Genomic DNA, 14,170 nt, shown 5'->3' with positions numbered 1-14,170 from the left:
CCGGGGGCTCAGCCCCCGGAATGCTGCGCCACCAGATCAAGGAACAGGGGCCGCTCGCCCCCGCCGTGAACCTCCAGCACCGCGCCCGAGACATAGGCAGCCATCGGACTGGACAGATACAACGTGGCCGCCGCGATATCGGCTGGCACCCCCAGCCGTTTCAGCGGCAAGGACGCCGCAATCGCTTCCTGTGCTGCCGCGGTTCCGTAGGGCAAGGCATCGCCGCCACTGTCGACCAGCCCCACCACGATCGCATTGACCCGAACGGTCGGCCCCCATTCTGCGGCCAGGCTGCGTGTCAGGCCCAAAAGTCCGGCCTTCGCGGCCCCGTATACCGCCGTCCCCGGCGAGGGCCGCGTTCCTGAAACCGATGCGATATTCACGATGCTGCCCCCCCCTTCATTGCGGACCATCCACGAATGCACGGCCTGCGCCATGTGGATTGGCGCCATCAGGTTGAGCGCGACGATCTTTTCGTGAAACCGGGGCGAGACCGTCGCCGCATCGGACGCGGGCGCGCCGCCGGCGTTATTGACGAGGATATCAATCCGGCCAAAGGCTTTGCCCACACTGGCCACAAATTCGGCAACCGCGCCCGCGTCGCGCACATCGCAGGGCCAGAAACGAGCCGTCTTGCCGCCGCCTTGGGGCAAGACCTCTGGTGCGCTGCGCCCGCAAATCGCAACTTCCGCCCCGGCCTCCAGCAACATTGCGGCGATCCCCGCGCCGATGCCCCGGCTGCCACCGGTTACGATGGCAATCTTGCCGCCCAGGTGAATGTCACCCGAAGAGATTGGTGCGCGCATAGCGTTGATCCTTGTTCCAAATTCCGTGGCTCAGACCTAGAGAAGATGCAGCCAAAGACGTCGTCTTATTGGACGATGCCATTTCCCGGCCGATTGGGGCAATGCTTTCACACCGACCGAACAGGTTGCAATTTCTGGATCTTTCAGGGGGCGTGATGCTCGTATCACACGATTGGACTTTCACCACATTGCCTGCCTGCTGTGCACGCGCGGCCGAGGTTTACGGCGAGGACATGTTCATTGACGACGGCGCCACACAGCTGAGCTTCCGCGCGTTTGACGCGCAACGGAAAACTTTCGCGCGGGCGTTGATTGCTACAGACGTGATGGCGGGCGACCGTGTCATGATCCTTGCGCCAAATTCCGCAGAATGGCTGGTGGCCGCGATGGGGATTGCCAGCGTCGGCGCGATCCTGATCCCGGTCTCCACACGTTTCAAAGGGGCCGAAATCGAGGATCTGGCCCTGCGCGGCGGCGCGAAACTCATCGTGTCGGTGGGGGATTTTCTGGGCAGCCATTATCCCGACATGCTGACCGCACCCACCCGCGCACAGATATCAGAGGTTGTGGTCATCGGGGCCACACAAACGGACACCGCATGGGATGCCTTCATGGCGCGTGCCGATGCTGTGCCTGAGCAGGTTTTGGCACAGAGAGAGGCCGCGCTCACGCCCGACACAATCTGCGATATCCTGTTTACCTCGGGCACAACGGGGCGCTCCAAAGGTGTCATGTATGCCCATAAGCAGTTTCTTGATGTCGTGGCCGCATGGACAGCCCGCGTGGGCCTGCGCCGTGGCGACCGCACCCTGGTGATCCCGCCATTCTTCCATGCGTTCGGGTATCGTGGCGGCGCGATCGGATCGTTGATCGTCGGGGCAACGGTGGTGCCCCATCAGGCCTTCGACGCAGAAGAGGTTCTGGAACGGGTCGCCCGCGACAAGATCAGCGTCATTCCCGGCCCCCCGGCGATCTTCCAGGGCATGTTGAACCACCCCGGCTTTGAAAACATTGATCGCTCAACACTTCGCTTGGGCATCACCGGCGGCGCGGTCATTCCGTCTGTCCTCGTGGAACGCATGCGCAGCGATCTGGGGTGTGAGGGCGTGTGCAATGGCTATGGGCTGACGGAATGTGGCGGCTATGGAACCATGTGCAACACCACCGATCCTATTGCGACGGTGTCGAAAACTGCGGGCAAACCGATGCCGGGCATCGAGCTTGAGATCATGAACCCTGAGGGGGAAATCCTGCCCCGCGGCGAAACCGGAGAGATCGTGATCCGCGGCTACATCGTGATGCAGGGCTACTTTGATGATCCCGAGGCAACCGCGGCGACGATTGACGCCGACGGCTGGCTGCATACCGGTGACGTGGGGCGCTACGACGATGACGGCAACCTCGTCGTCGAGGATCGCATGAAGGAGATGTTCATCACCGGCGGGTTCAACTGCTACCCCGCCGAGATCGAACGCATGTTGTCCGCCCACCCGGCGGTGGGACAGGTTGCTGTGATTGGCATCGACGATGCGCGAATGGGCGAAGTCGGGAAAGCCTTTGTCGTGCTGCGCCCGAACTCAAGCGTTAGTGAAGCTGACCTGATCGCCTGGTCCCGCGACCATATGGCCAACTATAAAGTGCCCCGCGCGTTCGAGTTCAGAACAGAGCTTCCGCTCAGCCCGCAGGGTAAGGTTCTCAAGCGTCTCCTCTCAGAGGACGTTGCCTGAAACGCGCGCGGGTTCGCGCTGCGACGGCCCGGATCGGCCCGGAACCGCAGGGTCATCGGGCACAGCGGGCACCACCCCTTGTAAGGGGATTTCGCACGGGCATTACTGCGCCGCAACGGTCTCCTCTGCGGTACTCTCGCGCGAAAGACGTTTTGCGGCCATGCCGGGTACTGCCCCCCAGACGGTAATCCAGCGATAAAACACCGGCGTCAGGAAAAGGGTGAAGACGGTGGCGAAGCCCAAGCCGCCGACGATGACCCAGCCCACGGCGATCCGCGCCTCTGCGCCCGCGCCCGAGGTCAGGATCAGGGGCAAGCCGCCGAAGACGGTGGAGACCATCGTCATCATCACAGGCCGGATGCGCAGGCGCAGGGCGTCGCGGATGGCGCTGTCGATATCCTGGCCCGCCTCGCGCAATTGGTTGGCGAATTCGACAATCAAGATGCCGTTCTTTGCCATGACCCCAATCAGCATCACCAAGCCGATTTGGCTGTAGTAATTCAACGACCCGCCAGTCACGGAAATCGCCAGAAGCGCCGCGGCCAGCCCGAAAGGCACCGTCAACATGATAACCAAGGCGCTGGCAACGCTTTCAAATTGGGCGGCCAGCACAAGGAACACGATCAGGAACGCGACGCCGAACACCGTGTACATCGCCGTCTGGCTATCGCTCAGCGATGCGGCCTCTCCGATGAAGATCAGGCCCATGCCGTCGGGCAGGCTGGTCTGTGCGATCTCGGACAGGCGGGCCATGGCGGTGCCCAGATCGACGCCTTCGGCAAGGTTGGCCTGGGCGGAAACGGCCAGCGCGCCGCCTTGGCGTTGAAGCGAGGATTGGGTCACGATTGGTTCCAGCGTCGCGGCCGAGGACAGAGGCACATAGCCGCCGCCGGGCAGACGCAACTGGATCGAGTCGAGGTCCGAGGGGTCATTGATCGGCGGCCCGCCGGGGACCACGGACACATCGGTTTCCTGGTCGTCGGCAAACACGGTCACGGCGGTGGTGCCTTGGATCATCGCGCTGACGGTTTGGGTGATCTCCGCCTCCGTCAGACCAAAGAGCCGGGCCATTTCGGGATCAACGCGCACCTCGTACTGGGCTTGCACGGCATCGTTGGACAGCTGCGCGTTGAAGAAGCTTTCGTCTCGGCCCATGGCGGCCACAAGCTCGGCTGCGGCCTCGGTCATGTCATCGACATTGGTGCCGGTAATCGCAAATTGCAAACCTTGTCCGCCGCCGCGAATGTTGAGGCTGTTGGTGGACCGGGCGCTGGCCTGTACGCCGGGAACCTCGGCCAAAAGGGTGCTGATCTCGGACACGATCTGTTCTTGCGAGAAGTCCCGTTCATTCCAATCGGGCAGGCGCACGATAATGAAGGCGCTGGTGCCACTGCCAACACCGACAATGCTTTGCACCGCCGCGATCTGGCCGCTTTCCTGGTATGGGGTCAGGATTTCCTCGATCATCTCCACTTGGGTGTCGAGGTAATCAATCGTGGTGTCCGACGCGCCCCGCGCTGACACAAGAAAGAAGCCGCGATCCTCGGTCGGGGTGATGCTGGAGGACAAGGACCCCGCCGCGCCCGCTGCGATAATGGCAAAGCCGCCCGCGACGGCCACGACGATCAGGGGCATCCGAATGGCGTGGTCCATCACGGTGTCAAACGCCCGCGACAGCCAACCGGGTTTGGACGGGGCAGGGGTCGTGTCTGCGATTTTGCCGGGGTCAAGGAAGGCCGCAAGCACCGGGGCAAGCGTCAGCGCCGTGATCGACGAAAGGGTCACCGCAAAGGCCAGCACGAAGCCGAATTCGCTGAACACGCCGCCCGCTTGACCGGGCAGGAACGAGATCGGGATAAACACCGCCGCAAGGGTCGCGGTGGTGGAGATAACCGCAAAGAACACCTCATTCGTGCCAGACGCCGCCGCCGCAAACGCGCCCAAGCCCTGCTTGCGCTTTCTCACAATGTTCTCAATCACAACGATGGAATCGTCCACCACCATGCCGGTCGCCAAGACCAACGCCAGAAGGCTGATGGTGTTGACGGAAAAACCGGTGATCCAGATCGCTGCGATCGTGCCAACCAAGGCCACGGGAATGGTGATGGCAGGGATGATCGTCGCCCGAGGCGAGCGCAGGAACGCGAAGATCACCGCAATCACGATAAGGGTCGCAAGGCCGATGGATTTGATTACCTCGCTGATGGAGCCTTCGATGAAAATGCCATCATCCGACGTCACCACCAACTCTACCCCCTCGGGAAGCGCGGCGCGGAGTTCTTCCACCGCCACGCCCACATCGCGCGAGATCGCAAGCGTGTTGCCCACCGATTGCCGCGTAATGTCGAGGCCAACAGCCGTCTGCCCGTTGACCCGCGTGACTACTGCGCCGTCTTCCGGCATCAGGCGCACGAACGCCACATCGGCGACGCGGGTATTGGCGTCGATCGGCACTTGGCCGACCATATCCACAGTCACATTGGCATTGCCGACCCGCAGGGCCAGGGTTTGGGTATCGGTCTCCAACGTGCCCAGGGGGGTGTCATCACGCAGCGCCGCCAAAGCGGATGAGACGTCAAAAATCGTCAGGCCACGGCTCAGCAGGCCAGGGCGGTCCAAGGTGACGCGGAACTCGTTGGCACGGTTGCCGCGCACAGTGACTTCGGCGATGCCGTCGATGGTGGACAGACGGTCATAGACCGCGCCTTCGGCCAAGGCGGTCAGCGTGTTCAGATCCGCGTCCCCCAACAGGGCAAGGCGAATGATGGCATCGGCGGCGGCATCGCTTTTGGTGACCGTGGGGTCATCATCAAGGCCGTCGGGCAACTGGCGCAGGGTGCTCGACACGATCTCTCGGGCCTCATTGGCGGCAACATCCACATCGGTGCTGCCGGAAAGCTCAATGGTGATGCGGCTGGATTCAGCGCTGGAGGTGGACTCCATGTAAGCGAGGCCTTCCAACGCGCTGAGCGCATCTTCCAACACCTGCGTGACATCGCGGTCCACGGTGCCGGCAACGGCCCCTGGGTAGGAGCTTCGAACCGACAGAACCGGGGAATCCACATCGGGCATTTCGCGCACGTCAACGGCCACCAATGCGGCCAATCCGGCGATCAGGATCAACAGGTTAAAGACAATGCCAAGGATCGGGCGGGCAATAAACAGATCGGTGAAGCCAGTTTTCCGGCTTGGGGCTTTGGACGTGCTCATGTCGCGTCTTCCGGTTTGGTGGCGTCGGCGCTCGGGTCCGCTTCTTCGGCCCCGGCATTTCGGCCCCTTTGTCCGTTTTCGCGGTCACGGGGGCGAGTTCCCGCATCGGCCTCTGGCGCGCCATCGTCCTCTGGCGCGCCATCGTCCTCTGCATTCCTCCCAGCACCTTCTGCCGCCCGAGGCCTCTCACCAGCCCCCGTCGAAATCGCCGCACCTTCGCGCAGCTTGTGGGCGCCTTCCGTCACGACCATGGCCCCTCGGGCAATATCCGAGCTGATCCAGGCAGAGTCGTTCTGGCGATACAGGATCGTCACCGGCACCTGCTCGGCCACGCCCCCCGCATCAATCCAAACGCTCGACCCCTCCCGTGACCATGTGATGGCAGTCGAAGGGACAACGGGCAAAGGCTCACTTTCCTGCGTCAGGCGCACGGCGAAGGTCATGCCGGGCCACAACAGGCCATCGGCGTTGTCGATCAACGCCTCGACCGTGACGCTGCGGGTCACGTCATCAATGCGGCTGTCGAACGATATGATGGAGGCAGTGAACACCCGTCCAGTGAATGTAGACGTCGTGGCGAGGACGTCCTCGGCCTCGGCCAACAGCCCCACGGCGCGCTCAGGAAGCTCAAACTCAATCACCAACGAGCTCGACTGGTCGATGCTGACCAGCACGCTGTTGGCGCTGAGCGTGTCGCCAACCTCCACATCGCTGAGCGCCAAACGCCCGCTGATGGGCGCGCGAATGATCCGCTCTTCCACGGCCAATTCCGCCAGCCCCACATCCGCCTCGGCCAACCGTTGCGCCAACCGGGCCTCGGACAGGCTCACTTCGGTGACAGTGGAAGTGCCGGTGGCTTGCAAGCGCTCGTACCGTGCAACGGTGGCGATGGCTTGTTCCAGTTGCGCGGTGGCCACTTCAAGGTTCAAGACCTCGGCGCGGGCATCGAGGCGCACAAGAACATCGCCCGCGGTGACCTCCCGGTTGGCAATCAGATTGGTCTCAACCACAGTGCCCGCAACGTCAGACACAACTTCCGCACTGCGCAAAGCCGAGGCGGTGCCAACGGCGCTGATCACGCTTTCATGGGGGCGCATTTCCAGCGCTTGGGTCACCACGGTTGTGGTGTTTGCTCCGCCTCCACGGCCCCCACGACCCCCGCGGCCGCCCGGCCCACCCCCGCCACCGGGACGCGCGGCAGGGGCAGTCTCTTCAGCCTCTGCCGGGCCATCTGCTGTACCCGTAACCATGGCAAGCAGCGGCGCAGGCACGCCGAAGGAATAGGAATAAGCGCCCGTCAGAATGGCCAGCGCGACAACAAGAGTAAGTAGCTTACGCATCGTTTGAACGGTCCCCGAGTATGCATGCTCTTTATTGAACGGGCGAGCGCTCGGTTTCCGTCGCCGTGCGGCGAATTTTTCTGCAAATAGGGCAGGGGGCCCGGATCTTGCCTGCCAACTCTCGGCAGCGATCGGTCAGTTCAGGGCGTCAGAAGCCCCGTGGTTCAGTGTCCGTCACCGTAAGCGTGACCTTGTCTGCGGCAAACCACGCCCGTCCGAATTCTATCGGCACGCCCTCGTGATCCACGTTGATGCTGATCGTGCGCAAGATCGGATCCCGAGGGCGTATTTCCAGCAGGTCGGCGCGGGATTTCGTGGCAACCTGGGCCGTGACCTCGGTTCGGGCGCGGGTGTAGTCAGTCACGCCATGGGCCGCGAAGGTTTTCGTGACCGAGCGTGTCTCTCGCATGATTTCCAGAAAGTCCGGGAACCGGGCGGCGGGAAAAACCGACCGGAACGCGCCGACGGTGACATCATCGGACCGGATGATCCCCTCGGAGATATGGATCAGGGGCGTACCACCAAGATCCAACGCCTCGACCTCGTCCAGGGTCGCGGTGCGGGTTTCCAGATGCAAGACACGCCGATCAGGTACGCGGTTGGCGTCCAACAGATTTTGGTGGAACCGCACACGGCGCCCGATGGGGTAGGGCGTTGGGGTATGGCGCACAAAGACCCCGGCACCGCGCCGCGAAAAGACAATGTCGCGATCCGCAAGGGCGGCCAAGGCCCGGCGCACGGTGTGGCGGTTCACACCGAAGCGATCCGCCAGCTGCGCCTCGGTCGGCAGGCGTGCTCCGGGCGGGAAATGCCCGGCGGCAATCTCTTCGACCAGGGTGTCGTGGATCGCCGTCCAGATCGGGATACGTCCCATGATCATCCTTTCCCGATGAGAGGCTTGCATGTGGTCAACGACAGGCGCAGAGTATTTGTATAGTTGTATAAATAAACGGACAACCCGGTAATATGTCTAATGTCCTTGATCCCCATCACGTGGCACCGGGACGGTTTATTGTCGTTGTGGGCCCATCGGGAAGTGGCAAAGACAGTGTGATGGCGGGGATCTGCGCCCAGGTTCCGGCGCTGCACCGGGCGCGTCGGGTTATCACACGCGCCCCGGAGGCGGGGGGCGAAGATTATGACGCCGTGACAGAGGCCGAATTCGCCACCCGCCTCGCCCAAGGGGCATTCGCGCTGCATTGGCAGGCCCATGGCCTGTCCTATGGTATCCCGGCACAGGTTTCGGACGCGTTGGCAGGGGGGCAAGATGTCCTGGCGAACCTGTCGCGCAGCGTCTTGGCGCAAGCCTGCCAGCAGTTCGCGCGGCTTGTCGTCCTGCACATCACCGCCACGCCCGATGTTTTGTCGCAGCGCCTCACCTCTCGGGGGCGGGAAGATCGCGCCGGGCGCGACCGCCGATTATCGCGCATTGCGCCGCCCATGCCCCCCGGCTTGCAGGTGGTAGAGGTCGATAACTCCGACACGCTGGAAGCAAGCGTTTCTGCCGCGATATCAGCGCTTTATCCCGAAAGGGGGTGGCGATGAAGCAGGTGGAAAACCCCCGCGTCGCCCTCGGCCATCAAAGCAAGGGAGTTGATGGCGAAGGGCGCAGACAGCTCCGGGGCAAAGTGTTGCGCCAGCACGCGTTGAACCGCGTTGGCGTGGGGCGTGCGCCCGGTCAGGGTCATGTGGAAACGGAACGCCTCCATCACGTAAGGATAGCCCCAACGCTGCAGCAGCGCCTCTTGCGCTTCGGTCAGGCCCGCCTTCCGGCGCCGCGCCAGTTCCGCGTCCGACGGTGGCGCACGGAAGCTGTCCAAACCTGCCACGGCGGCGCTGGCCAATTCGGCCAAGGCACCCGAGGGCTCCGACGGCACCAGCGCCACAAATCCCCCAAGCCGCCGCACCTCCAGCGTGGGGATCACCACCGGCGGGCGGGTCGCACAAAACGCGCGGGCGGCATCATTCAGCCCATCGGCATCCGTGCCCTTTGCCAGTACGAACGGCGGCTTTATCGTGCCATGGAACCCGTATTTTCGGGGCGTGGCGGTGAGGGTGGCAATATCCTCGGGCAAGTCGTCAACCGGGGAATGCACCACAGGTTTTCCCGCGACACTATCCCACCCCAACCAAGTAGAGCCTTTTGAGAATAACGCGCCCTCGGGCACCACATATAAACCGTATCTTTTGAACCGATCCATTTTTTCCCCAGAGGTTGCCATGCCTGATCCGTCCTCTCTGATGCCCCAGCCCGTGACCCTTGCCAATGCCCGGTTGATCCTGCCCCAAGGCGAAGTGCGCGGCCAGATCACCTTCGACGGCGCGCATATCGTGGATGTGACCGAGGGCGCTACCGTGCCTGCGGGGGCCGTGGATTGCGCGGGCGATATCGTGTCGCCGGGGCTGGTCGAGCTGCACACCGACAATCTTGAACGCCACATTCGGCCCCGTCCGGGCGTCCATTGGCCCCATGCCGCCGCCCTCGTTGCCCATGATGCCGAGCTTGCATCCTGCGGCATCACCACGGTTTTTGACGCCATCCGCGCCGGGTCGCTCAAGGCGCAGGGCGATGCCAGTTGGGCACGCTATGCCCGCGAAATGGCGACAGAGATGCTGGCAGCCCGCGCACGCGGCGCGTTGAGGATCAGCCACCACCTGCACCTGCGGGCCGAGATCTGCTCTCATTCGTTAATCGAGGAATTGGAAGAGTTCGGCCCCGAGGATCGCGTGGGCATCGTGTCGTTGATGGACCACACGCCGGGACAAAGGCAGTTCGCGGACCTCAAGCAATACGAGATCTACATGCGCGGCAAACACGGGCTGTCCCAGGGGACCTTTGATGAACACGTCCGTACCCGCACCGCGTTAGGGGAAGAGGTGCGCGAGGTCCATGAAGCCGCCGCCGTTGCCGCCGCCGCGCGGCTTGGGGCCACCTTGGCGAGCCACGATGACACGACCCCGGATCACGTGGCGCGGTCCGGCACCCACGGCGTGGCCCTGGCCGAATTCCCCACCACGCGCATCGCGGCCGACGCTTGCCGGGACGCGGGGATTGCGGTGATGATGGGCGCCCCCAACTTGATCCGGGGCGCGTCCCATTCGGGCAATGTCTCGGCGTTGGAACTGGCCGAGGCGGGCACACTCGATATTCTGTCGTCGGACTACGTGCCGTCCGCTTTGTTATTTGCGGCCGTGCGTTTGGGCGAGGTCTGGGGCGATCTGGCCCGCGCCATGGCCACGGTCACAACCGCGCCTGCGCGGGTCTCGGGCCTGACGGATCGGGGCACGCTGGCCGTGGGACAACGCGCCGATGTGGTCCGCTTCCGCACCCATGAGGGCGTGCCGGTGGTCCAAAGCGTGTGGTCGGCGGGCGCGCGGGTGGCCTAGGCGCTCTGCTCTGCAATATGCCTTGCGATCAATGCCTTGTAAGCGGCTTGAATGCGGGCGGTGACGGGGCGGTCCATGGTGCCGATCGGCTTGCCATCAATCTCGGCCACGGGGGTTTGCGCCCCGAAAGTGCCGGTCAGGAACGCCTCGTCCGCTGACACCGCCTCATACAACGAGTAGTTCTTCTCTCGCACCGTGATCCCTTCGGCGTGGCACAGGTCAATCACCTTCTGACGCGTCACCCCGTTCATGCAGTAATCCCCGGTCGACGTCCAAACCTCGCCCTTGCGCACGATGAAGAAGTTGCAGGCGTTGGTGGTGTTCACAAAACCATGGGGGTCCAGCATCAGCCCCTCGTCCGCCCCCGCCTGCTCGGCCTGAAGGCAGGCAATCACGCAATTCAGCTTGGAGTGGCTGTTGTATTTGGCGTCCTGGCTCATCGGCAGGCCACGCACCTGTGGCACCGTGGCCAGGCGAATGCCCGCGTCGTGCAAGCGGTCCACGGGTTTGGAGTGTTCGCAGATAATCACCAGGGTCGGACCCGAGCGGGACAGCGACGGGTGCTGGAACGGCTTCACCTTCACCCCGCGCGTCAGCATCAGGCGGCAATGCACGTCGGTGTGCATATCGTTGGCCTTCCGCGTCGCCTCCAGCGCCTCGAAGATGCCCGCGCGGTCCATGCCCACATCCAGCGACACCGCTTTGCAGCTGTCGAAGAAGCGGTCCATGTGTTCGTCAAGAAAGCTCCACACGCCCTCGTAAAGGCGCAGACCTTCCCACATGCCATCCCCCAACAAAAACCCGCTGTCATAGACCGACACCTTGGCATCGTCGCGGTGGACGATGTCGCCGTTCACGTAGATCTTGATGTCGGCATTGCGCGGGTCTTCCAGCGCATCATGGGTGGTGAGTGTATCGTTCATGGGAAGCCTCATTTTCTGTTGCGCCTTTGCGGCGGATGCCACCGCGCCGGGGCATATGTGTCCTTCAATCGGCGAGCCGATACCCTATGCAACAGCGGCAAACGCCGCCTTCGTGGCCGCAAATCCCGCGTCGGTAATATCGCGATGCAAAACAAGACGCAGCGCGGGTTCCGGCGCAGAGGTGCGGATGCCGTGGCTGGCCAGTTGGCTCAGCTCCAACCCCGGGCGCGGCGTCAGGAAAACCATGTTGGTGTTCTGCGAGACGTCGCCCAATTCCAGCGCGGACAGGTGCCTGGCAAGATCCTCTGCGCGGGCATGATCCTCGGCCAATCTGGTGACGTTGTTGTCCAGTGCGTAAAGCCCGGCCGCGGCCAAAACCCCCGCCTGCCGCATCCCGCCGCCCAACATCTTGCGCATCCGCCGCGCCCGCGCGATCAGGTCTTTCGGCCCCACAAGAACCGACCCGATTGGCGCGCCGAGGCCCTTGGACAGGCAGATCGACACGGTATCAAACGGCCCCGCAAGCGCCGTTTCCGCGCATCCAAGGGCAGTGATGGCGTTGAAGAACCGGGCGCCGTCCAGATGCAGGCTCAACCCCGCCGCGCGGCCCGCGTCCACGGCGGCCTGCATCCGGGGCAGGGATACCGCTTGGCCGTTGTGAGTGTTCTCCAGCGATAAAAGGCGGCTGATGGGATGGTGGCTGTCGTCTTCCTTGATCGCCGCGGTAATATCGTCGGCTTCCAACGCGCCATCGGCGGCGACATCCAAAGCGTGCAAGGCCACGCCGCCCAAGACAGAGGCACCCGCCGCCTCATAGCGGATCACATGGTACGCACCGCCCGCGATAACCTCTTCTCCGCGCCCGCAATGGGCCAGCATCGCCAACAGGTTGGATTGCGTGCCCGAGGGGGCAAAAAGGGCGGCGTCCTTGCCCAAACGCTCTGCCAGGGAGGCCTCCATGCGGTTCACGCTGGGATCGTCGCCATACACATCGTCGCCCACCTCCGCCGCGGCCATGGCCGCGCGCATTTGGTCGCACGGCTGCGTGACGGTGTCTGATCGCAGGTCCGCAAGGACGCGACCACGGGGCGAGGTATTGGCAGTATATTGGGGCATCACGCGCGGCTCCTTTACGGTCAGGGGAAAGCACCATGGGCGCGGGGCATTGGCAACCCCAAGACGACGCTTGGCCTTGTTGTTTCGGGCAGAATTCCCCATTCTGGCCTTATCATTTTAGCGAGTCTCTATGGCCATCATTTCCGAGCACCATATCTTCCTGCCAGAAGATGCCAACGTGGGCCTTCAGACACGCCTGAAGGACGCGATTACCCGTGCCATCTGGGACCGACGCTTTGCGCCCGGCGACCGGTTGCCCGCCACGCGTGCCCTGGCGCAACACCTTGGAATCAGCCGCATAACCGTCAGCCTTGCCTATGAAAGCCTGCTGTCCACGGGCTATATCGTATCGCTGCCCCGGTCCGGTTTCTTTGTGGCCAGCGATGCGCCGACGCAGATGGAGGTCAGCCCCTTGGGACAGGCCGATGACGCGGCTCGGTTGGATTGGGGCGCCCGCCTTGGCCCGGTGCCGCCCGCCTTGGGGGCGCAGGCCTCTCCGGCGGATTGGCGCAGATATCGCTATCCCTTTATTTTCGGAGAGCCCGACGTGGCGCGGTTCCCGGTGGACGACTGGCGCGATTGCGTGCGGCGCGGGTTGGGGAAACGACATTTCGAGCAAGTGGCCGATGACGCCAGTGACCGCGACGATCCGTTTCTTGTAGAACAAATCGTACGCCGCTCGGTGTCCGGGCGTGGCGTGGCTGCGACGGTGGATGAAGTGCTGGTCACGGCGGGCGCACAGAATGCGCTGTGGCTGACGGTGCAGGTGCTGTTTGGCGGGAAAGGCGGCGATGTCGCGATGGAGGAGCCGGGCTATCCAGAGTTGCGCAACCTGCTGCGCCAACAGGGGCTGACCATCCACCCGGTGCCGGTGGATCGCGATGGGATGCAGGTGGATCAGATCCCCGACGGGGTCAGAGCGGTGTTTGTGACCCCGTCCCACCAGGCCCCCACCGGCGCGACCATGTCCATGGCCCGCCGCCGCGCCTTGTTGGAGCGGGCCGAGGCGAGCGATTTCATCGTGATAGAGGACGATTACGATTACGAAATGAGCTACGCCTCCCCGTCGCTTCCGGCTTTGCGCTCGTTGGATCAACAGGGGCGGGTCGTCTATGTGGGCAGTTTCTCCAAATCTATCTTTCCGGGCCTGCGGTTGGGGTATTTGACCGCGGACGCGCGGTTTGTGGACCACGCGCGGGCGGTGCGGACGTTATCAGAGCGCCATCCCCCGGGGCTGACCCAGCGCACGGTGGCCTATTTCCTGTCAGAGGGGCACTACAACAGCCATTCACGCCGGATGCGCACGCGGATGGCGCGGCGCAATGAGGTTTTGCGGGCGGCCTTGGCAGAGAACGGGTTAACGCCCGCGTTGAGCCGGGCCACAGGGGGCACGACGCTGTGGATGTTGGGGCCAGAGGGGCTGGATGCGGACGCCTTGGCCGTAGCCCTGCGCGAAAAGAGCGTGCTGGTCGAGGCGGGATCGGCGTTTTATGGGTGTGAGGGCGCACCGCGCAACAGGCTGCGGTTGGGGTTTGCCACCATAGAGACGGCACGGATCGCCGATGGGGTGGCATTGATTGCCGAGACCATCGCCGAGATGGGGTGACTTGCTGGTGTTCGGGACGAGGTTGGCGGTGCAGGGGGGCTAGCCCCCCACGCCT

11 protein-coding genes are annotated in these 14,170 nt (G+C 63.6%); 4 read left to right on the top strand and 7 right to left on the bottom strand.

All coding sequences use genetic code 11. From position 1 onward, the window contains the following. Positions 1 to 8 precede the first annotated feature (8 nt). Positions 9 to 806 (bottom strand): SDR family oxidoreductase, encoded by a 798-nt coding sequence (locus AADW23_RS16365; protein WP_341862009.1) that lies wholly within the window; start codon positions 804 to 806, stop codon positions 9 to 11. Positions 807 to 961: 155 nt separating this feature from the next. Here AADW23_RS16365 and AADW23_RS16360 point away from each other — a divergent pair, with 155 nt between their 5' ends. After that, on the top strand, positions 962 to 2,533 hold the full coding sequence (locus AADW23_RS16360) for an AMP-binding protein (protein ID WP_341862008.1): 1,572 nt from the start codon (positions 962 to 964) through the stop codon (positions 2,531 to 2,533). Between the two features lie 102 nt (positions 2,534 to 2,635). On the opposite strand, the gene AADW23_RS16355 is transcribed toward AADW23_RS16360, so the two are convergent. From AADW23_RS16355 to phnF, 3 genes are all read right to left on the bottom strand, one after another. Continuing rightward, a complete protein-coding gene (locus tag AADW23_RS16355; protein ID WP_341862007.1) occupies positions 2,636 to 5,743 on the bottom strand; it encodes an efflux RND transporter permease subunit in 3,108 nt (1,035 codons plus the stop codon). After that, positions 5,740 to 7,083 carry an efflux RND transporter periplasmic adaptor subunit gene (locus tag AADW23_RS16350; RefSeq protein ID WP_341862006.1) on the bottom strand — a complete coding sequence of 448 codons (1,344 nt, stop codon included), beginning with the start codon at positions 7,081 to 7,083 and terminating at the stop codon, positions 5,740 to 5,742. Before AADW23_RS16350 ends, AADW23_RS16355 begins: the two co-directional genes overlap by 4 nt. 148 nt (positions 7,084 to 7,231) lie before the next feature. Further along, a complete protein-coding gene (gene phnF / locus AADW23_RS16345; RefSeq protein WP_341862005.1) occupies positions 7,232 to 7,957 on the bottom strand; it encodes a phosphonate metabolism transcriptional regulator PhnF in 726 nt (241 codons plus the stop codon). A gap of 92 nt (positions 7,958 to 8,049) precedes the next feature. Between phnF and phnN the strand changes: the two genes are divergently transcribed. Further along, positions 8,050 to 8,628, top strand: coding sequence for a phosphonate metabolism protein/1,5-bisphosphokinase (PRPP-forming) PhnN (gene phnN, locus AADW23_RS16340; RefSeq protein WP_341862004.1), 579 nt, complete (start codon positions 8,050 to 8,052; stop codon positions 8,626 to 8,628). On the opposite strand, the gene AADW23_RS16335 is transcribed toward phnN, so the two are convergent. Then, positions 8,604 to 9,284 carry a DUF1045 domain-containing protein gene (locus AADW23_RS16335; protein ID WP_341862003.1) on the bottom strand — a complete coding sequence of 227 codons (681 nt, stop codon included), beginning with the start codon at positions 9,282 to 9,284 and terminating at the stop codon, positions 8,604 to 8,606. The two genes, phnN and AADW23_RS16335, sit on opposite strands and share 25 nt — an antisense overlap. A 40-nt stretch (positions 9,285 to 9,324) precedes the next feature. Between AADW23_RS16335 and AADW23_RS16330 the strand changes: the two genes are divergently transcribed. After that, complete coding sequence (locus tag AADW23_RS16330) at positions 9,325 to 10,470, top strand: alpha-D-ribose 1-methylphosphonate 5-triphosphate diphosphatase (RefSeq protein WP_341864348.1); 1,146 nt, start codon at positions 9,325 to 9,327, stop codon at positions 10,468 to 10,470. On the opposite strand, the gene AADW23_RS16325 is transcribed toward AADW23_RS16330, so the two are convergent. Beyond that, positions 10,467 to 11,393 (bottom strand): aminotransferase class IV, encoded by a 927-nt coding sequence (locus AADW23_RS16325; RefSeq protein WP_341862002.1) that lies wholly within the window; start codon positions 11,391 to 11,393, stop codon positions 10,467 to 10,469. The genes AADW23_RS16330 and AADW23_RS16325 overlap by 4 nt on opposite strands. An 84-nt stretch (positions 11,394 to 11,477) precedes the next feature. Further along, entirely contained in the window at positions 11,478 to 12,509 is a 1,032-nt protein-coding gene (ltaE, locus tag AADW23_RS16320) for a low-specificity L-threonine aldolase (protein ID WP_341862001.1), read from the bottom strand. A gap of 130 nt (positions 12,510 to 12,639) precedes the next feature. On the opposite strand from ltaE, the gene AADW23_RS16315 reads away from it, so the two are divergent. Then, on the top strand, positions 12,640 to 14,115 hold the full coding sequence (locus tag AADW23_RS16315) for a PLP-dependent aminotransferase family protein (RefSeq protein ID WP_341862000.1): 1,476 nt from the start codon (positions 12,640 to 12,642) through the stop codon (positions 14,113 to 14,115). The last annotated feature ends 55 nt before the right edge of the window (positions 14,116 to 14,170 follow it).

This window comes from Gymnodinialimonas sp. 57CJ19 (genome assembly GCF_038396845.1).
Taxonomy (GTDB): domain Bacteria; phylum Pseudomonadota; class Alphaproteobacteria; order Rhodobacterales; family Rhodobacteraceae; genus Gymnodinialimonas.
The sequence above is the reverse complement of the archived record's forward strand: the minus strand, read 5'-3'. Positions and strand labels throughout refer to the sequence as shown.

What these genes read in the sequence shown, in the direction of transcription:
- AADW23_RS16360 (WP_341862008.1), top strand. Translation starts at nt 962, where the DNA reads ATGCTCGTATCACACGATTGGACTTTCACCACATTGCCTGCCTGCTGT.
- phnF (WP_341862005.1), bottom strand. Translation starts at nt 7,957, where the DNA reads ATGGGACGTATCCCGATCTGGACGGCGATCCACGACACCCTGGTCGAA.
- AADW23_RS16335 (WP_341862003.1), bottom strand. Translation starts at nt 9,284, where the DNA reads ATGGATCGGTTCAAAAGATACGGTTTATATGTGGTGCCCGAGGGCGCG.
- AADW23_RS16355 (WP_341862007.1), bottom strand. Translation starts at nt 5,743, where the DNA reads ATGAGCACGTCCAAAGCCCCAAGCCGGAAAACTGGCTTCACCGATCTG.
- AADW23_RS16365 (WP_341862009.1), bottom strand. Translation starts at nt 806, where the DNA reads ATGCGCGCACCAATCTCTTCGGGTGACATTCACCTGGGCGGCAAGATT.
- AADW23_RS16325 (WP_341862002.1), bottom strand. Translation starts at nt 11,393, where the DNA reads ATGAACGATACACTCACCACCCATGATGCGCTGGAAGACCCGCGCAAT.
- ltaE (WP_341862001.1), bottom strand. Translation starts at nt 12,509, where the DNA reads ATGCCCCAATATACTGCCAATACCTCGCCCCGTGGTCGCGTCCTTGCG.
- phnN (WP_341862004.1), top strand. Translation starts at nt 8,050, where the DNA reads ATGTCTAATGTCCTTGATCCCCATCACGTGGCACCGGGACGGTTTATT.
- AADW23_RS16350 (WP_341862006.1), bottom strand. Translation starts at nt 7,083, where the DNA reads ATGCGTAAGCTACTTACTCTTGTTGTCGCGCTGGCCATTCTGACGGGC.
- AADW23_RS16330 (WP_341864348.1), top strand. Translation starts at nt 9,325, where the DNA reads ATGCCCCAGCCCGTGACCCTTGCCAATGCCCGGTTGATCCTGCCCCAA.
- AADW23_RS16315 (WP_341862000.1), top strand. Translation starts at nt 12,640, where the DNA reads ATGGCCATCATTTCCGAGCACCATATCTTCCTGCCAGAAGATGCCAAC.